Raw genomic sequence first — 21,506 nt, 5'->3', positions numbered from 1 at the left:
CACACTTGTTCTTGAGGATACCTACCAGATCTCGGGGTCGAACCTGCGGCTTCCGGAGAACTTCACCCTGACCGCAACCCAGGGCGCGGGCCTGGATGTGCGCACCACCTCCGCCACCGACACCTCGGCGCTGTTCAACCTGTCTGACGGGGTGACCGTCAGCAATGTCACCTTCGACGTGGTGAACGCGCCAAAGACCGGCTACAGCGCCGCCAACCCGGCGTCGGGCAAGGATTACCACACCAAGCGCGTGCTGGTGGTCGACGGCGACGGGGTCACCGTCGAGAACAGCGCGTTTTCCGGCAATGTCTCGATGCATATCGACGTGCAGAACGGCGACCGTTTCAGCCTCGACAGCAGCGCTTTCGAGGGCGGCTTCTACCAGGTCCGCATTGTCGGCGGCGATGACGCCACGGTGACCGGCAGCCATTTCCGCAATTCTCTGGGCGACGGTATCAAGACCACCGCGACCCCCAGCGGCGACGGCCCCGAGCGGATGACGGTCTCGGACAGTTTCTTTGAAGGCAACCACCGCGACGGGCTTGATGCCGCGGGCGGCTTCAAGGACGGCAAGGTGCTGAATTCGGTGTTCCACGGCAACGGCGTCAGCGGCATCGACATCAAGAGCCTGTATAAAACCAGCGCCGATTTCGACCCCAGCAAGCAGAACCACAACATCAGCATTTCCGGCAGCGAGTTCATCGACAGCCCCAACGGGGTGGTTGTCACCGTGCTCAACCGCAACGGCCTGCTGAACGAAAGCAACGCGCATCTGATGCCGCACAACATCCAGGTCAGCGACTCGATCTTCGAGAGTACAACGCCGGCCAACACCCGGGCTTTCCTGATCAAGGACGGCTACAATATCAGCTGGGAGGGGATCAGCCTGCTCGGCAATGTCAGCGAATTGCGCTTTCTGTCGGCGGAGGGGCCAAGCCTTTCCGGCACGAAAATCGGTGGCAGGATTGCCCGGAACGGCGCCCCCAGGCGCCCCGCCGGCGCGGTGGAATTTCAACCGGGTATGGAACGCAGGCGCGAATGACCAAAGCCGGCTGTCCCGCCCGCCGCAAATCTTAGTGACCTGCCGCCGCTGCCCCTTGCTCATGACAAGAGCCTGCGGGTTTGTGATTGGGGGTTGGGTTGGCCGTTTGGGCAAGCGCGTTGGGCGCGGAGCCCTCAAATTGCGCAACCGAGGGCCCTGTCACATTTTCGCAGTGAGAAACCCCGGCGCGCTGCCATCCAGGCAGACGGCGGACAGGGTTCCGGTTGCATAGGCCCCCGTATCAATCGCAATCCGGCCCTGTTCCGCCACCGCCTCGCTGACGATGGTATGGCCATGCACCACCCAGATCCCGTCCCGCCGCGGGAAGCGGAAGAAATCCGGGTGCCCCCACATCAGCGTCTCCTCTGATTGCTCTTCCGGGGCGGCGCGCGGATCCGCTCCGGCATGGACGGCCAGCACATTGCCCGACAGAACCGCGTTTTCCAGCCCGGCCACCCAGCCGGTAAGCTCCTCCCCCATCGCCGCCTGCAGCCGGTTGCGGCAGTCGGTAAGCTCCTCCCTGGTCATCTGGGCCCGGGCACCGCGGATGCCGAAGGAGGCCAGGGTCTGCAGCCCGCCATTTCTGATCCAGCGTCCGCCCTCGCGGCCGGGATCCTGAAGAAAGCGCAGCAGCATGTCCTCGTGGTTGCCCATCAGGCAGGTCAGATCCGGGCGCCTGCTGAGATAACGCAGCACTTCGGCGCTCTGCTCGCCCCGATCGATATAATCCCCGGCTAGAATGATCCGGTGATCCTGCGGCACCTGTTGAAGTATGCGCTCCAGCACCGGCAAACAGCCATGCACATCCCCGATCACGCAGAGCGGTGTATCCGGTGCCGGATCAGGAAAGGTTTCGCCCCGTCCGGCCCACCCGCCGAGCTTCTGGAACAAGGATGACAACACGATGAGACGTTCTCCCTTGACCCTCTGGATGCCGCGGACCCCGGTGCCGGGCATCGCACCGGGGCTTTGACAGTCAGCTTCGTGATAACCGCCCGCCCGCAGAGGGGCAAGCCAGAGCGCTCAAGCAGCGCTGCGGGCAGTCATCTGCCGTCCCTTGGCTGAAGCAATCGAACGCCTCCTGCGCGCGGCGGCAGCCGCTGCGCGAGGGGCCGTGGAAACCGAAGATGGTGTCAGCGCCCGCACAGGCGCCGGGCAGTCCCAGGAACATGGTGGCCGGCAGGTTGCCGATGCCCACGATGCGGACACCATGCCCCCCCCTGCGCCTGCAGAGCGGAGGACCTGCTCCCACAACAGAAAACGGGCCTCTTTCGAGGCCCGTTTCCCTGAACTCATGCCTGCGCCAGCGGCGCGGCAAGCAATCAGTTGGTGGTGGTGGTGGTGGTGGTGGTGCCGACTTCGTCGTCGTCATTGGCAACCACGCCCAGCACAACCAGGCCAGCCAAGGCACCCGCTGCGGCACCAACGCTCAGACCGGTGCCGGCGATGCCGCCGCCGCCAGCGCCGTTCGGCGCGGGGGCGGTCTGGGCCGAAACGGCGGTTGCGGAAGCCAGGGCGGCCAGGGTCAGGGCGGTAACAATGGTCTTCATTTTCAAACTCCTCTGGAGAACTGTGGAAACATGCTGTTGAGGCGACCTTAGGGGAGGCGGTTTTTCTTTTCAACGTATGGAATAGCCGCAAAACTGTTGAAATCCGGTTTGCTTCGCGGATTTTTTCCGCCCGTTGCCGCAAAGCCGCGGCAAACCGGCAGACTCCGCGCGCCGGTCACAGCCGCAGCTGGCGGATCCGCACATATCCGGTTTCCGGCCCGGCCCATTGCCGCGACTGCCAAACCTGATTGCGGCCGGAGCGGGAATCGATCCAGTAGTCATTGACCACCACGCCGCCGCCGCCCTCGCAGCGCTCCTGCAGGTGGCGGGCGGGATGGGTCACCTCGACAATCTCCACCGGCTCGGGGCCCAGATCCTGCAGGCTGCAGGCCATGCTCAGCACCGTCTGACCGTTGCCCTTGGCGCGCACCGTATAGCGCCGCGCGCCGCCGCGCGCCGGGCCGGCCCTGCCGTCAGCAGCCGGCACCTGCGCCGACAACAGCCCGCCGCCAAGGCCGCGGGTGGCAATCACCATGCCGCTGCGCAAGGCCAGCGAGACATTGTCCTGGGTGCGCCAGACCTCGATCGCGCCGGGGCTGCTGTCGCGGCGCGTCAGGGCGCGGGTCAGATAGGCCCTGGCATCGCGGTTTTCGACCACCACCTCGATATAGGCCTGGCTCTGCTGGTCCAAGAGCGCCCGGGTCAGCTGCACCGGCGGCGGGGCGGCGCTGCGGCGTTTGGTGATCTGCGCGCCCACCGCCCGCAGCACTTCCAGCTCCGCCGGGGTTTTCTCCGGGCCTTTGGCACAGCCCGCCAGCACCAGCGCCAGCCCGGCCAGGGCGGCGGCCATCCTGATCATGCTCATTCCCAGAACCTCGCGCGCTGTTCTTCCAGGCTCTTGCGGTGGGCCTCGCGCACCGAGCCGTAAAGCCGGTCCGGCACCGATACCCGCTGGCCGCCGTCACGCTGGGTCGGGCGGATGGTCAGGCCGAAGCCCGACCGCGACGGCTTGCCCAACAGCCAGTCGACGGGGATGCGGAAGCGGAACCCCTTGTCAAAGGAGCCTTCGCCGAAATCCTCGGCCGAGACATTGGTCAGCGTAAAGAAGGCGCCGATCAGGAAGCCGTTGTTGAACTCGCGGTTGAGGCTGAAGGTGCCGCCGTAATCGCCCGCCAGGTAGCGGCCCGCATCGACCTGCATCAGATAGCCCTTGCCCAGTTCCGCATAGGCCGAGGCATGGCCGGTGAAGGTGCGGTAGTCGCGGAAGCCAAAGCGCTGGTCGAAATCGCGCTGCACCACGTAATTGCCTTCCACCCCCAGGCCGATGCGGCTGTTGACCGGCTTCCACAGCAGCTCGCCCGAGACCCCGCCGTACATGCTCTCGAACAGGCCCGCGGTGGCGCGGGCATAAAGATTGCGGCCCGGCTTCCACAGACGGCTGGCGTAGAGGTTTTCCAGGGTGGTGCCGTACTGGGCGTATTCCACCTGGTCGGTGCGCACATGCGGCAGCACCGAGTTGGAGGCGCGGCCGTTCTTCACATTGCCGGCCAGCCGCTGGCGGATGGTGCCGGCCAGGCGCCAGCCCGGCGCCGGCGCATAAGAGGCGGAAAAATCAAGCCCGGCATCCAGCCGGAACGGCTTTTCGGGATCGAAATAGGCGGGCTGGGTATAGGGGCTGACCGAGGTGGCAAAGGCCGGGTACAGCTCACCCGAGAAAATCGCGTCGTCCGGCAGCGGCCCGGCATCGCGGACACCGGCGGCGGCACTCAGCGCGTCCGATGCATCCGCATCGAATTCCAGCGCCTCCAGATCCGAGCGCCGCACCTCCAGCACCGCCAGGCCAAGGCCGCGGCGCACCGGCACCAGGCGGAAGGTCTCGACCGAGGGCGGCAGCGCCTGGGCCAGGGCCCGGGCGGCGCGGCCTGCGGCCTGCGCCTGCGACCGGTAGCGGTTGTTGCGGTAGCGCAGCTCGGCGGTGGTGCCGGTCAGGGTGATCGCCTCCAGCACCAGCCCGTCCGCCTTCAGCGTCTCGGCGGCCAGGTCGCGGAACTGCCGCTTTCGGGTTTCGCTGGCCGCCCAGTCCTGGCCCCAGTGGCCGGGCTCCGTGGCCCATTGGCGGCGCGGGATAACGGGATGCGGCGCGGGCACCGCCATCGGCGTCGGCGGATTGTCCGGGTTCAGCTGGATCTGCGCAGTAAAGCCGATTTCCGAGCCGTACAGGTAATAGGCGCCGAGGCGGACCCGGTCGGAATACTGGTACTCGACCCCGTAGTTGAGCGAGGATCTGCGCTCGAACACGTCCGAGACCTGCGTCTCGGTCACATAGGCGTCGGTGGAATATTCCGCCTTCAGGCTCCAGCGTTCATCGGGCTGCCATTCAAAGCCGCCGAAAGGCGCGAAATCGCCGCGGAACCATTGGTCTGTGGCCAGCTGGCCGCCGGTCGAGCCGCCCACGAAGGACGGCCTGGGACCGCCGGTGGAACCGATGGCGCCGCTGCTGCCCAGCCGCCCCCAGCCCAGGCCTGCCGAAAGTTTCAGCCGCCCGGGCGCCCTGCCCCAGCCCAGGGCGGCGCCCTCAAACCGTTTGGTGGCGGCAAAATACTCTGCCGCATAGACCCCGGTGCCGGCAAAATCCTGCAGCCCCATGGTGACCTCGGGCAGCCAGCCGCGCTCGCGCCACAGCCGGGCGCGCACGTCAAAGCCGCGGTCGTAATAGGTGTCAAAGCCGAACAGCCCCAGATCCTGGATGCCGTTATAGCGGAACGAGGCGCTGAGCCAGGGCAGCGCCTGCACGGTGATGTTGTAGCGCGAGGTGCCGCCGAACCAGGAATAGGTGACCGCATACTGGCCGTCGGGCAGCATTTCGGCGCTGGGGGTATCGATGATCCCCGGCGAGCCATAGAAGTTGAGACTGGGCGGCGGCAGCGGCTTCAGCCGCGGCGCGGCGGCTTCGGTGCCGGGCGCCGCGCCGTGGCCCGCGCGGGTGATCTCCGGCCCCAGGGCCAGAGCCGGCCCGGCCGCCAGCCACAGCAGCGCAGCCGGCGCGGCTCTGCACACAAGTGTCTTGATCGGGGTCACGGGAAAACCTGCCTTTTCGGAACTGCCTGTGCCGGGTCTCGCGGCCCGGGCTTGCCACCTGTTGCCCCGTTTAGAGCATGATTGGCAAGGCTGGATCAATTGCCGCGGCCCCGGCGGCGGCAGTTTCACTGCCACTGCATCCCCAGAGCCGCACCGGGGCCGCACCAGGGCCGCGCGCCCGGGCAGGGCAGACGGGTCTGATACCGGGGGTTTGCGGGGTCAGGAGCTTTTGCGCTCCGGGGCCGGCGGCTGGCAATAGCCCTCGACCCAGCGCTTGATCACCTGCCGCGCCGCCGCCTCGTCGCCGGCCGCCACCGCCTGGCGCAGGCTTCTGAGCAGGACCGCCACTTCGATCTCCGACAGCACGGTTTCGCGGGTGCAGAAGATCTTCTGATGGCGGGTGCCGACCAGCTCCCCGGTCAGGGTCAGCTCCTCCTCCATCTTCTCGCCGGGGCGCATCCCGATGATCTCGATGGCGATATCGCCCTCCGGGTGGTCTGCGTCGCGCACCGAATGGCCGGCGCTTTCGATCACCTGGCGGGCCAGCTGCAGGATCGGCACCGGCGCGCCCATGTCCAGCACAAACACCTCGCCGCCTTCGGCCATATCGCCGGCCTGCAAGACCAGCTGCACCGCCTCGCTGATGGTCATGAAGAAGCGTTTCACATTCGGGTCGGTCACGGTGACCGGCCCGCCGCGGCTGATCTGCTCCTGAAACAGCGGCACCACCGAGCCGCTTGATCCCAGCACATTGCCGAACCGCACCATGGTGAACACGGTGCGGGTGCCGAAACGGGTCGCCAGATCCTGCACGATCAGTTCCGCCATCCGTTTGGAGGCGCCCATCACATTGGCCGGGTTCACCGCCTTGTCCGAGGAGATCAGGATGAAGCGTTCGACGCCGGCCCGGGCGGCGGCGCGGGCCAGGGTCTGGGTGCCGAAGACATTGTTGGCCAGGCCCGGCAGCGGGTTCGCCTCGACCAGCGGCACATGTTTATAGGCGGCAGCATGCAGCAGCACCTGCACCGCATGGGCATTCAGCACCATCCGCACCTGGCGCGGATCGGTCACCGATCCCAGCACCGGCACCAGCTCGATGCCGGCCGCCTCGGCCAGCGGCCCAAGCTCCTGATGCACATTATAGAGCGCCAGTTCGCTGAGTTCGAACAGCACCAGTTTCGCGGGCCGGCAGGTCAGCACCTGGCGGCACAGCTCCGACCCGATCGAGCCGCCCGCCCCCGAGACCAGCACCGCCTTGCCCTGATAAGACCCTGCCGCGTCCTTCAGCGGCACGTTGCGCGCGGCGCGGCCCAGGAAGGCCTGCGGCGCCACCGGCGTCAGCTTGTCGACCAGCGCCTCTTCGCCGATGAGCTGGGCAAAGGAGGGCAGCGCCTGCACCTCCAGCCCCAGTTTCTGCAGCCGCTGGGTGATCTGCGCCTGGCGCGGCTGGCCTTGCGAGGGCATCGCCAGCAGCACCCGGCGGATCCCGCGCGCCTGGACAATTTCAGCAATCCGCGACGGCGCAAACACCGGCAGCCCGACCAGGGTCAGCCCCTGCAGCGAGGAATTGTCATCGGCAAAGGCGACCGGATCGATGCCGTCATGCGCCTTCAGCGCCTGGGCCAGCTGGGTGCCGGTATTGCCGGCCCCGTAAATCAGCACCCGGCAGCGCGGCTGGGCGCGGCGGTAGACCGCCAGCACCACCTGCAGCATCGCCGCGCGCGCCACCACCATGAACAGGAAATAGCAGATCGCAAACACCACATAGGTGCCAGAACCAAGCGCCGGGCCAAAGACCGCGGCCAGCAGCGCCAGCACCAGCGCGGTGCCGCCCGCCAGCAGCGCGCTTTGCACCGCGGCATGGCGCTCATAGGCGTTGAGCTGCACATGCGGCAGTCCCAGCCACAGCGCCAGCGCCGCGGCAGCGGCCATCACATAGGGCAGCACCGGCAGCAGGGATCCCAGAGTCATCAGCGCCGGATCCGGCAGCGGCTGTACCTCCAGGGTGAACAGCAGCGCCAGCGGCAGCAGCGCCAGGTCAGCGGCCAGAAATACGTAGGACTTCTGCCTGCGCGAAAGCGCACTGATCAGATTATACATGCCCGCCTGCCCTCAACTGCCATATGCAAATGCCTGCACTTTTTTCCTGCTATTGCGGTCGTCCTGCCCTTACGGCTGCTTGCGCGGCCGGGCAGCAGGGAAAATGACTTAACCAGAATAGCGCAGCAGAAACACCTGCGGCGCGCGTTTTAAAACTCAAATCCTATCATAACCGGTTTTGCCTTTGATAACCGGTTATGCTCTGCCGCAAAACCGCCAAACGGCGAAAAACCGCCGGTTTCTTGCTGCGATTGCCCCGGTTCCGGCTCTGCCGCGCCATCGCGGCGCCCGGACAGGCGGGCAGCACGGGAATCAACCGCATTGCACGCTACCCCCGGCGGAAAATATTGCCAATGGTCTGAAACACCAGGTCGAAATCATAGCACATGCTCTGATGGCGCCGGTAGATCAGGTCCAGCCGCGCCTTCATCGGCACGCAGGTCCGGGTATAGACCGCATCGGTGTCTTCCGCACTCTTGCAACGCGCCAGCAGCGCCGCCTCGTGGCGGTGATAGGTGACCGACGCCAGGCCGGTGACGCCGGGGCGCGATTGCAGCACCCTGGCGTACAGCGCAGGATTGGCCTCGACATACTGGCGCAGGGGCGGCCGCGGCCCGACAAAGGAAATGTCCCCCTTCAGAATGTTCCACAGCTGCGGAACCTCATCCAGCCGTTTTGAGCGCAGCCAGGCGCCGGTGCCGGTGATGCGGGCCGATTTGTCGCCGCCCGAAACCCCGGTGTCCGTCTCCACCACCGTCATCGTGCGCAGCTTCCAGAGATTGAATGGCTGATCCACCCCCTTCATCCGCTCGGCCACATAAAACAGCGGCCGCCCCTCCTTCCACAGCAGCCAGCCCATCAAGAGCAGCAGGACGGGGCCCAGCAGCAGGATCAGCAGGCTGGCAAAGAAAAGGTCGAAAATCCGTTTGCGCCAGGTCATCGGCAGCTCTGCTCCTTTTTGATATTCGGCTCTGATCAGGTGAAACACGGCTCCAGGGCGGCCCATTCCGCCGCCATCTGCGCCGGATCCGCCGCGGCCAGCGGCGACGGCAAGAGCGCCTGCAGCCGGGCGGTGTCCAGGGCCACCTGCGCAATTGCACCGGCCGGCGCGGGGCGGGTGCCAAAGGGCTTGCCCGCCGCCTGCAAGAGCGCCGCCATCTCCACCGCGCCGGGCTGCGCCACATTCAGCACCGGCGGCAGCACGGACGGCAGATCCCGCAGCACCAGCAGCGCCCCCAGCACCTGCGCCAGCGCCTGCACGCCGATATAACTGCGCCGCGGGCTGGCGCCATCGGCAAAACGGTCCAGAGTGAACCCCTGCCGCCAGCCGCCGAGGATCGCGTCAAAGCCGGCGATATTGCCGATCCGCAAGGCGCAGACCGGCACCCCCAGATCCGCCCCAAGGGCGGCGCAGCGCCGCTCCATTGCGGCCTTGGCCGCGCCATAGGCATTGGCAGGCTGCAGCGGCGCATCCTCATCCAAGAGACCGCCCTGCGCGCCGTAAACCGCCGCCGAAGAGGCCAGCAGCACCCGGCAGCCCGCCGCGGCGCCGGCCCGCACCGCCGCCTCGCCCAGGCGGATGTGGTCTTCCATCTCTGCATCCCCCCCCGCCGGCCCGCGGCCCGGGACCGGCCCTGCCAGGCACAGCAGCGCCTCCGCCCCTTCTGCCAGGCGCGCCAGCGCCTGCGGCTGCGCCAGCGGATCCAGCACATGCCAGCTGCCAGGCAGGCCTTGGCCGGCCTGCGGCTGCCGCGCCTGCAGCCGCAGATGCAGCCCTGCGGGCGGGGCCAGCTGCATCAGCTGCCCGATCCGCCCTGTTGCGCCCAGAACCACTGCGGCGGGAATCCCCATGCTCTGCTGCCTGTTCCTGTTGACCCTCTCAGCCAGCCCAGTATCCTTTGGCCGGACAAAAATCAAAGCGGTTCGCCCGGACCTGGATCCGGGCAGGGCCCCGAGCGCTTCAATGGCAGGCACCCAATGCTGAAACTTCTCCCCTGGCTGGCTGCTGCCGGCCTGATCCTCCTGCCCGCAGCCTGCAGCCGCCTGCCCGGCGGCGCCCCGGCCAGCGAGGAGATCCTGCGCGAATCCGGCGCGGTCGATGCCGATTTCGCGCTGTATCAGGTGAACCGCTCGCTGCTGCCCACGGTGGCGGCCTGGCCTGCGACCGGCAAACAGGAACGACTGGGCTGGCTGCAGGGCCGCCAGGGCGCCAAAACCCAGATCATCCAGCCCGGCGACCTGCTGTCCCTGAGCATCTGGGACAGCAACGACAATTCGCTCCTGACCGCCGCCGAGCAGAAGATGGTGCAGCTGCAGGACATGAAAGTGGCCGCCAACGGCTCTATCTTCATGCCCTATGTGGGCGATGTGAACGTCAACGGGCTGACCCCGGACCTGGCGCGCGCCAAGCTGCAGGAGGCGCTGGAGCCGGTGGTTCCCTCCGCCCAGGTGCAGCTGGCGATGGCCGAGGGGCGCGGCAATTCGGTCGATCTGGTCTCCGGCGTGGCCCAGCCCGGCACCTACCCGATGCCCGACCGCAACTACACGGTGATGGGGCTGATCTCGGCCGGCGGCGGCATCAGCCCGAACCTCAACAACCCGCAGATCCGGCTGGTGCGCGGCCGCAGCATCTATGGCACCTCGGTCGATACCCTGCTGGACAATCCCCGCCTCGACACCCTGCTGCGCGGCGGCGACCGGGTGTTTGTCGAGGAGGACGCGCGCTATTTCCTCTCCTTCGGCGCCACCGGCGAGGAGGATCTGCACATCTTCTCCAAGGACGAGATGTCAGCGATGGATGCAATGTCTGTGGCGGGCGGCTTCCAGGACGGCAAGGCCGATCCCAAGGGCCTCCTGATCCTGCGCGAATATCCCGCGTCGGCCATTGCGCCCGGCGTGCGCGGGCCGCGTCAGCAGCGGGTGGTGTTCTCGCTTGATCTGACCTCGGCGGACGGGCTGTTCTCGGCCCGCCAGTTCCAGGTCAACCCGGGCGATCTTGTGATGGCCACCGAATCCCCGATCAACGACGCGCTGACGATCTCCAACATCTTCGGCAACTTCTTCGGCGTCTTCAGCCGCGCCGGCAACATCTGACCGGCGCCCGCGATGATTTTCGATTTCTTCACCCGGATCCGGACCGGAAAAACCCGCCCGGGCCCCGGCACCAGTCCTGAACCGGGGCCTGAAACCGGGCCTGAAACCGCAACAGAACCGCAAATCGGGCGCTGTGTCCTGATCCTGGGCATGCACCGCAGCGGCACCAGCGCATTGGCGGGCAGCTTCCGCGAAGCGGGCCTCTATATGGGCCGGGTGCTGGACCACAGTTTCGGCCTCAACCCCAAGGGGCTGCAGGAACCCTCGGCGCTGGTCTACATGCATGAGAACCTGCTGGAGGCCAATGGCGGCGCCTGGCACGCGCCGCCGGAACAGATCACCTGGCAGCCGCTGCACAGATCGGTGCGCGACCTGTTCATCGACTCCCGCCGCGGCCAGGGCATCTGGGGCTTCAAGGAGCCGCGCACCCTCTTGGTGGCGCAGGACTGGATCGAGGTGCTGCCCGACTGGACCGGCGCCGGCATCTTCCGCGACCCCTGCGAGGTGGCGCTGTCGATCCAGGGGCGCAACGGCTTTGAGCTGGAGAAGGGCTTTGCGATCTGGAACGCCTACAACCGGAACCTGCTGCAGCTGCACCGCAACCACGGCGTGCCGGTGATGGAGTTTGTCTCCGACCCCGAAGCGATGCGCCAGGGCATCTCGCGGCTGATCGCCCATACCGGGCTGACCCCGCCCGAACGCCCGGCCTTCTTTGATGCCAGCATCCCGCGCAACAGCGGCAAGGCGCCGGATCTGCAGGTCCCGGCAGAGGTTGCACAGACCCTTGCCGCCCTGCGCGAGGCGGCAAGGGCGCTGTGACAGCGGAGGCGGACCGGGTGAAAACAGGATGACAGCGGGATGACAGCGGGATGACAGCGGGATGACACCGGGGCAGGTTCTTTCCACCCGCCTGTTTCCCAAGGGCCAGGGCGCCGGGGCCTGCCGGATCACCGGGCTGGCGGCACGCTGCGACTGGGTGCTCTTGTCGGACTGGCAGCAGCCGCAGATCCGGCTGGTGCAGCAGCGCCCCGGGGTGCCCCGGCATATCTTCCTGTCGCTGCGCGCGCCCTTCCCCGCGCTTTTGCATTTCGCGCAGCAGATCCTGCCGCGGCTGGGCGCCCCCTTCGTGCTGGTCAGCGGCTCCGAGGACATCACCCTGCCGCGGCAGACCGATCAGCGCTGGCGGCCCTACAACAGCGCCGAGCGCGCCGCCATTCAGGCGATCCTGGACAGCCCGCTGCTGATCCGCTGGTTTGCCGAAAACCTCGATGACGCCAGCCACCCCCGGATGGCGCCCTTGCCGCTGGGGCTGGTGTTTGCCGATGGCCGCAGGGACCAGCCGCTGCTGTGGCCCGCGGTGCCGCCGCTGGCGGAGCGCCCGCTGCGGGTGCTCTGCGCGCACCGGCTGCGCGAGGGGCCGCAATGGGAGGTCCGCCGCCAGGTCACGGCGCTGGCCCGCGGGCCCTGGCGCAGCTGGTGCACGGTGGTGGAGGAGGAGGTGACCGAGGCGGAGTTCACCCGGCTGCTGCGCGCCCATGCCTTTGTGATCTGTGCACAGGGCGGCGGGCTGGATCCGTCGCCCAAGGCCTGGGCGGCGCTGATCCAGGGCACGGTGCCGCTGATCCACGCGCCCAGCCTGGCGGGCGCCTACGGGCAGCTGCCGGCGGTGCAGGTGCCGGGCTGGCTGCCGGGCAGCATCACCGGCGCCGGGCTGCAGCGCTGGCACGCCTGGGCCTGCCCGCGGATGGACGGGGCGGCGCGCGCCGCGCTGCGCCAGCGGCTGTCGCTGGACTATTGGTGGCGCCGGATTGCGGCGGCGGCGGCAGAGGCCGGCGCCGCCTGACGCCTCCGCCCCTGCCCTGCGGCCCCGCGGCGCGGTTTTTCACTATCCAGATGCAAAAAGGGCCCCATGCAAAAAGGGCCCCCGAAGGGGCCCTTTCAAACTCTCATTCCAAGATAACTTAGAACAGGAAGTCGTTTACGTCGTAAGCAGCATCGTAGGTGATGGAGGTATCATCATCGATGGTGATGATGGTGCTGCCTGCGTTCGAAACGATGATGGCGTCATCAAAGTCGGTGATGCCCAGAGCAGACACGTCGATGGTGTCGGTGCCGGTCTGGAAGTTAGAAATATCATCGTTACCTGCGGTGAAGATGATAGAATCGGTACCAGCGGCAGCACCCAGGGTGATAACATCATCACCTGCACCGGCATCAATGGTGTCGTCACCCGCACCTACGGTGATGTCATCATCACCTGCGCCGGTGGTGATGTCGTTGTTACCCGCGCCTGCGTCGATCACATTGTCACCGTCGCCAGCATCAATGGTGTCATTGCCACCGCCAGTGTTGATTGCGTCGTCGCCGGAACCAGTGGTCACTTCGTTGTCACCGCCGGTTACGTCGATGTCGTTGGTGCCTTCGCCCGCGTCGATGGTGTCGTTGCCACCGGCTGCGTCGATGTCATCATCGCCTGCACCGGTGGTGACGTCGTTGTTACCCGCGCCTGCGTTGACGGCATTGGTACCTTCGCCGGCATCGATGATGTCGTTGCCAGCGCCAGTGTCGATTGCGTCGTCGCCGGAACCGGTGGTCACTTCGTTGTCACCGGCGGCTACGTCGATGTCGTTGGTGCCTTCGCCGCCAAAGATGGTGTCATTGCCGGTGCCAGCGTCGATGTCGTCGTTGCCTTCGCCGCCGAAGACTTCGTTGTTGCCGTCACCTGCATTGATGTTGTCATTACCGGCGCCGCCACCGATCTGGTCATCACCAGAACCGGTGGTCACTTCGTCGTTGCCTGCGCCCACGAAGATGGTGTTGTTGCCATTGCCGGCAGTGACGCTGTCCTCACCCTCGTCGGTCGCACCCGCGTAAACAGTGTTGTCGCCGGACCCCAGAACAACGGTGTCGTTGCCGTCACCCATGCCAACCAGGTCATCGCCGGACGCAGTGCCCAGAATGAAGTCGTTGCCTTCACCACCAAATGCTTCGCCGCCTTCAGCGCCAGTCGCGTCACCAATAACAGCGGTGTTATCCAGGTCTTCGCCGTCGTTGTCGTAACCGCCGATAGCAATCACATCGTTGCCAGCACCGCCAAAGATCTGGTTTGCGCCGTCATCGTTGGCTGCATCACCACGGTCGGCAGGGGTGCCGTCACCGTCGTAGGAGTTGCCAACAATCAGGTCGTCGCCTGCGCCGCCTGCCAGCATGTCATCGCCTGCGCCACCGATCAGGGTGTCGTTACCGGCGTCGTTTGCGCCTGCAAATACGGTGTCGTTGCCTGCGCCGCCAAAAATTTCGTCGGCAAGCGCGCCACCGGTTGCGCGGTCATCGCCGGCCAGCAGATCTTCGCTCGCAGCGGTGTCGTCGCCTGCAACCAGAGTGTCCGCGCCTGCGGAAGCAGCACCGGTCACAACAGCAGTGAAGGTTTCGGTGAAGGTGTCGCCTGCATCGCTCTCCAGAACAACTTCGAAGGAAACGCGCGCTTCTTCACCAACGTTCAGCGACGCCTGGAAGGCCGAGTCCGCTGTGAAGGTGACATCGGCACCATTAGTGGTCAGCGTGCCTTGAACAGTGGAGCCGTCCATAATGGTCACGGTGTTGCCAGTGGTCAGCGCGGTGCCGTTGGCAGTGGACAGGCTCCAAGTGTCAGCATGGTTGCCAACGCTCGAACCATCGTATTCCAGGATGTTGTCAACAGCCCAAGAGCTGCCGGCTGCTTGCTCCAGCGCGCTCTCGGACAGCCACTCGGGGTTGACAGTTGCGCCAAAGGTCACGGTGCCGTTGTCGAATTCAAATGCTTCAACAGTGGTAGCTGTGACGGAGTCGTCGCCGCCGCCGGAAACTTGAAAACCGTTCGCGATCGCATCAAAATCAGTGCCCAGCACGCCATTGAATACTACGGTGTCGTCACCACCATTGCCTTCGATGGTGTGGGCAACAAAGTTAGCGTCATTACCCATGTCTACTACGGTGATGACGTCGTCACCGGCACTGCCTGTCAGCGCCTGTGACACACCATCAACTGAGAATTCTACGTTTGCCATACTCTTTAGTCTCCTGCTTGAGAGCTATCTTTTTTCATCCAGAAAGCGCATTACCCCAAAAGGGCGCTTGCACCTCCGCTATCAGGCGCTTTGCTTGTCTGTCAAGCACTGCTCCCGATGTGCCGCGCACCCGTATAGGGACTGTCGCCAAAACTGCTCACTTAGCTGTTCCCCGGCAGACTGCGTTGAGGTTTCAGAGGCATTGCGCGCGGCCAATAAAGCCGCTTTTCTTTCTGCCTTCAAGGGATTCCCGCCTGACGCCGCGCCCCCCCCGCCCAAGGGCGGAAGTGCGGCCCGGTTGCAACACAAACACCCTGCGGGGTGTTAAGAATTGGTAAAAATGCGGATAACCCTGCAACCGGGGTACGGTTTTCCGGACCTTATCCACGGATCGGGCGGATCTGCGATTCTGCTACCTCTTTCGAGGTAGCAATGCCCGGGGCGGCTGCGCGCGGCCGTCCCGGCTCGCGCGGCTGCCGCAACCGCAGCCTGCTCTGCCGCTGCGGCACCGGCCGGCGCAGGGCACAACCGGGGCAGGGCTTTGGGTTTCTTTGCGGCGCATTCCGGGCTTGGGTTTTGCCGCCGCAGCGCCTAGGAACGCAGGCGGGTGTCACAGGAGGGGCAGATGGCAGAACACCGGGGCGGGCAGGTCGTAAAGACCGTGTTCATCGTCACCTACGGGCGCTCGGGCTCGACGCTGTTGCAGAACATGCTGAACGCGCTGCCGGGCCATGTCCTGCGCGGCGAGAACGCCAATCTGCTGGCGCCGCTGGTGCGTGCCTGGCAGGATCTGCGCCAGTCGGAACAGGCGGCCTCGATGCGGGCGCGCGGCGCCCCTTCCGGCCCGCATCAGCCCTGGTTCGGCTACGAGGCGATCGAGGCGGACCGCTTTGGCCAGGCGCTGGCCGGCAGCTTCCTGCGCACGGTGCTGCGGCCGGAGCCGGACACAAGGGTTCTGGGCTTCAAGGAGATCCGCTGGCACGAGGACCCCGGGCTGTTTCAGCCGATGCTGGAATTCCTGGCCCGCTACATGCCGGAGGCGCATTTCATCTTCAACACCCGCGACCACGCCGAGGTGCGCAATTCCGGCTGGTGGCGCAATATGCCCCGCGCCGCGGTGCTGGAACAGCTGGAGCGCGCAGAGGCGCTGTACCGCGGCTGGCAGGCGGCGCATCCGCGGCGCTGCCTGGCGCTGCACTATAATGACTATGCCAAAGACCCCGAAGCCTGGCGGCCTCTGTTTGCCTTCCTGGACCAGCCGTTCGACCCGGATCTGGTGGAGGCGGTGCTGGGCCGCAAGCTGCGGCATATGAAATGGCAGCAACCCGCGGCCCGCTCCTGAGCGTCACTCCGGCTCCGCGCCGCCGCCCGCCGCCTGCCAGTCGGCCTGCACCCGCTGCCGTTCCTTGGTGGTCAGTCCCGGCATCGCCAGGAGCCCGTGCCCCTGGGAGATATCCATCAGCTCCAGCCGCTGGGCATAGATCGCATGGCCGACGCAGGCATCCTCCAGCCCGACCGCGGGCATGGCGAAAAATTCTTTCATCGCCAGATACATGTAGCTGCAGGCGGCCAGCCCCTCCGGGCCCAGCACATAGCCATAGCCGCCCGCCGCATAATCCCGCGGCAGCGGGTACTGATAGCCGCGCGTCTCCATCACCGGATCGGCGCATTTGCCCAGATGCCAGCCATGCCACTGATCCTGATGGCGCCGGGTGCCGACCCGCCGCCCGGCATAGGCCGCGCCCTTGTCCGCCACCCGGTCCAGGCAGGCGGCAAAACGGGCCGCGTCCTGCAGCAGGATATTGTCGTCGATTTTAACCACCAGCGCCGGGGCGGTCAGCAGATCCAGCAGCATGTAGGCGTAGAACAGTTTCCGGTGCAGCCCTTCATAGGTATCACAGGCCGGCAGCTGCAGCACCTGCCCGTCATAACTGAAGGCCAGGCCGGTGGCCTGCTCCGGATGCGGATCACGGGCGCCCAGCAGGATGATGTGGTGATAGCCGTCCTGCCCCAGCCCGGCAAAAGACGCCACGCTCTGCTGCGACTCCTGCCGCCGCGGATGGCAGCTGGTGTGCAGGATCACCCGCTTGCCCGCGCAATCGGCCCGCAGGCGCTGCACCGCCTCAGGTGCTGTCAATTCCAGCAGCCGCGCCAGGAACGCGGGCAGATGCCTGTTGCGGGGAAACAGCGAGAACACATCGCGCAAGTCCCCGAACCGGGCGCAGAGCGCCGCCGCTTCCACCGCTTCCGTCAGCGATTCCAGCTGCTCCAGATGCGCCTCGGCGCTGCGCACCGCAAAGCGCAGATTGTAATACATCGGCCGTTCCCAGCGCTGCTGGCGCGGCACCCGGGAAATCAGTTCCGCTTGGGATTGCGAAAACCCGTCCACCATTGCCCGGCTCTGCGCCAGCAGCTCCTGCCGCGCCGCCTGCAGGTCCTGCTGGGCCGCGGCCCGGACCTGTTCTGCAAAAAAAACGGCCACCCGGGTGTCCCGCATCAGATCGCCGCGCAACAGGCCGATCTCCTGCTCTTCCGGCGCCACTGCCAGATCGCGCCAGAAGCGCTCCACCGCGCCGCTGTCCAGCCCGTCATACTGACTGCGCCAAGTGGCGCCGGCCCCCGGCGGCAGGGCAGTGTTGCGGCTGTAAGCCGCGCCGCCCAGGCGGATCTTGTCCTTATACAGCGCCAGCGTCCGGCAGGGATAATGCAGAATGCGGATCCGCCCCTGCGCCGCGCTGGCATGGCCCGGCACATGGGCGACGCTGTGATTGCCCTGCGCCACCTCGGCGGTGTCCGAGGCCCGGTGCAGCACCTTGCCAGGCAGCGGCTTGCCCTCGCCATTGCGGCTTTCGCACTCGAACACTGTGCTGATCCGGGGACCGCAGCGCCCGCCCAGCAGATCGCCCGGCAGCGCCGGCACAACCGCATTATGGCGCGGCACGATCACTGTCCCCGTGCCCTCCGGCAGCGAGGCGCAAAAGGCGCGCAGGTCACCGCTGGCGGGCAGCCAGAATTCATCCGCATCATTGTTGATGACCCAATCCGCCTGATGCTCTGCCGCCGCCTTGCGCGCCATCTCCGTAACCCATGCGCGCTGATTGTAGTCATCAGCGGGCTGGTGCAGATAGTCGATATCGATCTCCTGCGACAGCTCCCGGATCCGCTCCGGCGTGGCATCGGTGGACAGATTGTCCATCACGATGAAGCTGCTGACCCCCATGGCATGATGAAAACGGATGTTGTCGGCCAGGATGTCCGCTTCATTGCGCACCAGCAGCGTCATCGTGAGCTTGGGATATGTCAACGGTTCAGCCTCCGGTCTGCTGCGCATCAGGCCGTCCCGGGCCCGCGCCCCGGGGCCGGCCCCCTCTCCGGTTCAATGCCGCGTTTCCCCCCGGAATGCCAGCCCTGCCGCCGCCGCCGGGGCCGGCCTGGCAAAAACCGGTTTGCATGCCCCCCGGTTTGCCGCATAGATGCAGCCGTCCTGCAGCCTCCCGGACCGGGCGCAGATTCCGGCATACACCCCTGGCACCCCGCTGCCGCAAGACAGGCACCCCTGACCATGAATAAAAGCATTTATAAGAGCGGCTACGATGAGCTTCGTTCTGTGCGGCGGCAGAGCCGGGGGCTGTACTGGTTCACCGGGGTCTTCAGCTTTTTTGTGAACCTGCTGATGCTGACCGGGCCTCTGTATATGATGCAGGTCTATGACCGGGTGCTGGGCAGCCGGTCGGAGGCGACGCTGCTGGCGCTGTCCTTGCTGGTGGTGTTCCTCTACGGCATGATGGGGCTGCTGGACTACGCCCGCGGCCGGATCATGGCACGGGTCGGGGCGCGGCTGCAGGCGGCGCTGGACCACCGGGTGTTCGATGCGATGATCCGCCGCTCGGCGGTGGCGCCGGATCCGGCGGCGCAGACCGGGCTGCAGGATCTGGAAGCGGTGCAGCGGCTGATCTCCTCGCCGGTGCTGACCGCCGCCTTCGACCTGCCCTGGACCCCGGTGTTTCTGGCCGGCATCGCCCTGTTCCACCCCTGGCTGGGCCTGCTGGCGCTGGCGGGCGGCGCGGTGCTGGTGGGGATTGCCATCCTCAACCAGCTGTTCACCAGGGCGCCGCAGCAAAAGGCCGGCATGACCGGCCACAAGGCCAATCTGATGTCCGAGGAGATCCGCAACGAGGCTGAGATGATCCAGTCGATGGGCATGCGCGGCGCCTCGTTCCAGCGCTGGAAGCTGGCCCGCGATGCCGCCCTCGCGGACAGTGTGACGGCCAATGACACCGGCGGCGGCTTCACCACGCTGACGAAGACGCTGCGGCTGTTCCTGCAGTCGGCGATGCTGGGCCTGGGCGCCTATCTGGTGCTGCAGGGCGAGGTGACGCCGGGGGCGATGATTGCCGGGTCGATCCTGATGGGCCGGGCGCTGGCGCCGATCGAGCTGGGCCTGGGCCAATGGGCGATGGTGCAGCGGGCGCTGAAGGGCTGGCACAGCCTGGCCGAGCTGCTGAGCAAGGTGCCGGAGGAGGACGCGCGCACGGCGCTGCCGAAACCCAAGGCGCTGCTGGAGGTGCAGGGGATGGCGGTGGTGCCGCCGGGCAGCAAGACGCCGCTCCTGCGCAACGTCAGCTTCCGGGTGCAGCCGGGCCAGGCGATCGGGGTGATCGGGCCGTCGGGCTCGGGCAAATCGACCCTGGCGCGGGCGCTGACCGGGGTCTGGACGCCGGCGGCCGGCTCGGTGCGGCTGGACGGGGCGGCGCTGGATCAATACGCGCCGGATGTGCTGGGCGGCCACATCGGCTATCTGCCGCAGCGGGTGCAGGTGTTTGACGGCACCATTGCCCAGAACATCGCCCGGCTGCAGCAGCAGCCGGATGCCGAAAAAGTGGTGGAAGCGGCGCGCAAGGCCGCCGCCCATGAGATGATCCTGAAGCTGCCCGACGGCTATGACACCAAGGTCACCGCCACCGGCGGGCGGCTGTCGGGCGGCCAGTTGCAGCGGGTCGGGCTGGCCCGCGCGCTCTATGCCGATCCGGTGATCGTGATCCTCGACGAGCCGAACTCCAACCTCGACAACGAGGGCTCGATTGCCTTGAACCGGGCGATCAAGCAGATCAAGGCCGAGGGCCGCTCGGTGCTGATCATGGCGCACCGCCCGGCGGCGATCCAGGAATGCGACATGCTGCTGGTGATCGACAAGGGCACCCAGACCGCCTTCGGCCCCAAGGACAAGGTGCTGCAGGAAATGGTCGCCAACCATCAGACCATCCGCCAGGCCACTGGCACAGGAGGCGTGCGATGAACGGGCACAGCAACTGGCCGGCCCGGCGGCCGCTGATCATCGGCCTCCTGGCGCTGCTGGTGCTGGTCGGCGGCTTCGGCTCCTGGTCGGTGCTGTCGTCGATTTCCGGCGCAGTGGTGGCGACGGGCCGGATCGAGGTCGACCGCAACCGCCAGATCGTGCAGCATCTGGATGGCGGCATCGTTGCCGAGATCCTGGTCGAGGAGGGCGATACGGTGGCCGAAGGCGACACGCTGATCCGGCTGGATGCCAATGAGCTGACCTCGCAGCTGGTGATCACCGAGGGCCAGCTGTTCGAGCTGATGGCGCGCCGCGGCCGGCTGGAAGCCGAGCGCGACACCGCTGCCGCGATCCGCTTTGAGCCGGAACTGCTGGCGGCGGCGGAGCGTCTGCCGGATGTCAGCGATCTGGTGCAGGGCCAGCGCCGCCTGTTCGAGGCCCGCAACGACACCACCGCGCGCGAGATCGAGCAGCTGGAGAAGCGCCGCACCCAGATCCAGGAGCAGATCCGCGGCGTCAAGGCGCAGCAGACCTCGATGAATGTGCAGCTGGAGCTGATCGGCGAGGAGCTGGAGAACCAGCAGTCGCTCTTGGACCGCGGCCTGGCGCAGGCGGCGACGGTGCTGAACCTGCGCCGGACGCAGGCCGATCTGCAGGGGCGGCTGGGCGAGCTGGTGGCCTCGGAAGCGCAGTCCGAGGGGCGTATCACCGAGATCGACATCGAGATCCTGAAGCTGGCCACCAGCCGCCGCGAAGAGGCGATCAGCCGGTTGCGCGACCTGCGCTACCAGGAACTGGAGCTGGCCGAAAACCGCCGCTCGCTGCAAGGGCGGCTGGCGCGGCTGGAGATCACCGCGCCGGTCTCCGGCATTGTCTACGGGCTGCAGGTGCAGACGCCGCGCTCGGTGATCCGGCCGGCCGATCCGGTTTTGTACCTGGTGCCGCAGGACCGGCCGCTGGTGATTGCGGCGCAGGTGGCGCCGACCGATATCGACCAGCTCTACACCGGCCAGCAGGTGACCCTGCGGTTCTCGGCGCTGGACCAGCGCTCGACGCCGGAGCTGTTCGGCCATGTCACCCAGGTCTCGGCGGATGCCTTCGAGGATCAGGGCAGCGGGGTTTCCTATTACCGGGCAAGGATCGAGCTCAATCCCGGCGAGCGCGGCCGCCTGCCTGCGGGCACGGTGCTGATTCCGGGGATGCCGGTGGAAAGCTACATCCGCACCGCCGACCGCTCGCCGCTGGCCTATCTGGTCAAGCCGCTGGCCGATTATTTCAACAAGGCCTTCCGCGAAAGCTGA

Annotated in this window: 16 protein-coding genes; 7 read left to right on the top strand and 9 right to left on the bottom strand. The window is 66.7% G+C overall.

The window, feature by feature from the left end; all coding sequences use genetic code 11:
- Positions 1–1,042, top strand: a 1,042-nt coding sequence (locus tag AC0KW6_RS21335; protein ID WP_474036036.1) for a right-handed parallel beta-helix repeat-containing protein, incomplete at its 5' end; no start/stop codon positions are given.
- A gap of 159 nt (positions 1,043–1,201) precedes the next feature.
- Here AC0KW6_RS21335 and AC0KW6_RS21330 read toward each other — a convergent pair.
- The 7 genes from AC0KW6_RS21330 to AC0KW6_RS21300 all read right to left on the bottom strand — a co-directional run bounded on the left by AC0KW6_RS21330 (position 1,202) and on the right by AC0KW6_RS21300 (position 9,621).
- On the bottom strand, positions 1,202–1,999 hold the full coding sequence (locus AC0KW6_RS21330) for a metallophosphoesterase family protein (protein WP_474036035.1): 798 nt from the start codon (positions 1,997–1,999) through the stop codon (positions 1,202–1,204).
- Between the two features lie 365 nt (positions 2,000–2,364).
- A complete protein-coding gene (locus AC0KW6_RS21325; protein ID WP_474036034.1) occupies positions 2,365–2,592 on the bottom strand; it encodes a hypothetical protein in 228 nt (75 codons plus the stop codon).
- A gap of 175 nt (positions 2,593–2,767) precedes the next feature.
- Positions 2,768–3,457 (bottom strand): YjbF family lipoprotein, encoded by a 690-nt coding sequence (locus tag AC0KW6_RS21320; protein WP_474036032.1) that lies wholly within the window; start codon positions 3,455–3,457, stop codon positions 2,768–2,770.
- Complete coding sequence (locus AC0KW6_RS21315) at positions 3,454–5,670, bottom strand: YjbH domain-containing protein (protein ID WP_474036031.1); 2,217 nt, start codon at positions 5,668–5,670, stop codon at positions 3,454–3,456. The genes AC0KW6_RS21320 and AC0KW6_RS21315 overlap by 4 nt, the downstream gene beginning before the upstream one ends.
- A gap of 219 nt (positions 5,671–5,889) precedes the next feature.
- A complete protein-coding gene (locus AC0KW6_RS21310; RefSeq protein WP_474036030.1) occupies positions 5,890–7,770 on the bottom strand; it encodes a polysaccharide biosynthesis protein in 1,881 nt (626 codons plus the stop codon).
- Positions 7,771–8,098: 328 nt separating this feature from the next.
- Entirely contained in the window at positions 8,099–8,710 is a 612-nt protein-coding gene (locus tag AC0KW6_RS21305) for a sugar transferase (RefSeq protein WP_474036029.1), read from the bottom strand.
- 35 nt (positions 8,711–8,745) lie between these two features.
- Positions 8,746–9,621 carry an NAD-dependent epimerase/dehydratase family protein gene (locus AC0KW6_RS21300; protein WP_474036028.1) on the bottom strand — a complete coding sequence of 292 codons (876 nt, stop codon included), beginning with the start codon at positions 9,619–9,621 and terminating at the stop codon, positions 8,746–8,748.
- Positions 9,622–9,747: 126 nt separating this feature from the next.
- Here AC0KW6_RS21300 and AC0KW6_RS21295 point away from each other — a divergent pair, with 126 nt between their 5' ends.
- The 3 genes from AC0KW6_RS21295 (at position 9,748) to AC0KW6_RS21285 (ending at position 12,706) form a co-directional block, all read left to right on the top strand.
- Positions 9,748–10,863 (top strand): polysaccharide biosynthesis/export family protein, encoded by a 1,116-nt coding sequence (locus AC0KW6_RS21295; RefSeq protein WP_474036027.1) that lies wholly within the window; start codon positions 9,748–9,750, stop codon positions 10,861–10,863.
- 12 nt (positions 10,864–10,875) lie between these two features.
- Positions 10,876–11,682 carry a hypothetical protein gene (locus AC0KW6_RS21290; protein WP_474036026.1) on the top strand — a complete coding sequence of 269 codons (807 nt, stop codon included), beginning with the start codon at positions 10,876–10,878 and terminating at the stop codon, positions 11,680–11,682.
- 61 nt (positions 11,683–11,743) lie between these two features.
- The gene (locus AC0KW6_RS21285; protein WP_474036024.1) at positions 11,744–12,706 is read left to right on the top strand and encodes a hypothetical protein; all 963 of its coding nucleotides are present in this window, start codon (positions 11,744–11,746) and stop codon (positions 12,704–12,706) included.
- A gap of 118 nt (positions 12,707–12,824) precedes the next feature.
- Here AC0KW6_RS21285 and AC0KW6_RS21280 read toward each other — a convergent pair whose 3' ends face one another.
- Positions 12,825–14,825 carry a hypothetical protein gene (locus AC0KW6_RS21280; RefSeq protein WP_474036023.1) on the bottom strand — a complete coding sequence of 667 codons (2,001 nt, stop codon included), beginning with the start codon at positions 14,823–14,825 and terminating at the stop codon, positions 12,825–12,827.
- A gap of 709 nt (positions 14,826–15,534) precedes the next feature.
- On the opposite strand from AC0KW6_RS21280, the gene AC0KW6_RS21275 reads away from it, so the two are divergent.
- On the top strand, positions 15,535–16,251 hold the full coding sequence (locus AC0KW6_RS21275; RefSeq protein ID WP_474036022.1) for a sulfotransferase: 717 nt from the start codon (positions 15,535–15,537) through the stop codon (positions 16,249–16,251).
- 3 nt (positions 16,252–16,254) lie between these two features.
- Here the strand turns inward: AC0KW6_RS21275 and AC0KW6_RS21270 are convergent, their stop codons facing one another.
- Positions 16,255–18,240, bottom strand: a complete 1,986-nt coding sequence (locus tag AC0KW6_RS21270; RefSeq protein ID WP_474036020.1) for a glycosyltransferase family 2 protein — start codon at positions 18,238–18,240, stop codon at positions 16,255–16,257.
- Positions 18,241–18,471: 231 nt separating this feature from the next.
- Between AC0KW6_RS21270 and AC0KW6_RS21265 the strand changes: the two genes are divergently transcribed.
- Together AC0KW6_RS21265 and AC0KW6_RS21260 are read left to right on the top strand one after the other, a co-directional pair.
- Positions 18,472–20,205, top strand: coding sequence for a type I secretion system permease/ATPase (locus tag AC0KW6_RS21265; protein ID WP_323776287.1), 1,734 nt, complete (start codon positions 18,472–18,474; stop codon positions 20,203–20,205).
- Positions 20,202–21,506, top strand: coding sequence for an HlyD family type I secretion periplasmic adaptor subunit (locus tag AC0KW6_RS21260; RefSeq protein ID WP_323776285.1), 1,305 nt, complete (start codon positions 20,202–20,204; stop codon positions 21,504–21,506). The genes AC0KW6_RS21265 and AC0KW6_RS21260 overlap by 4 nt, the downstream gene beginning before the upstream one ends.

Source organism: Leisingera sp. SA215 (assembly GCF_055902035.1).
This window is presented reverse-complemented; position numbering and strand designations above follow the sequence as displayed.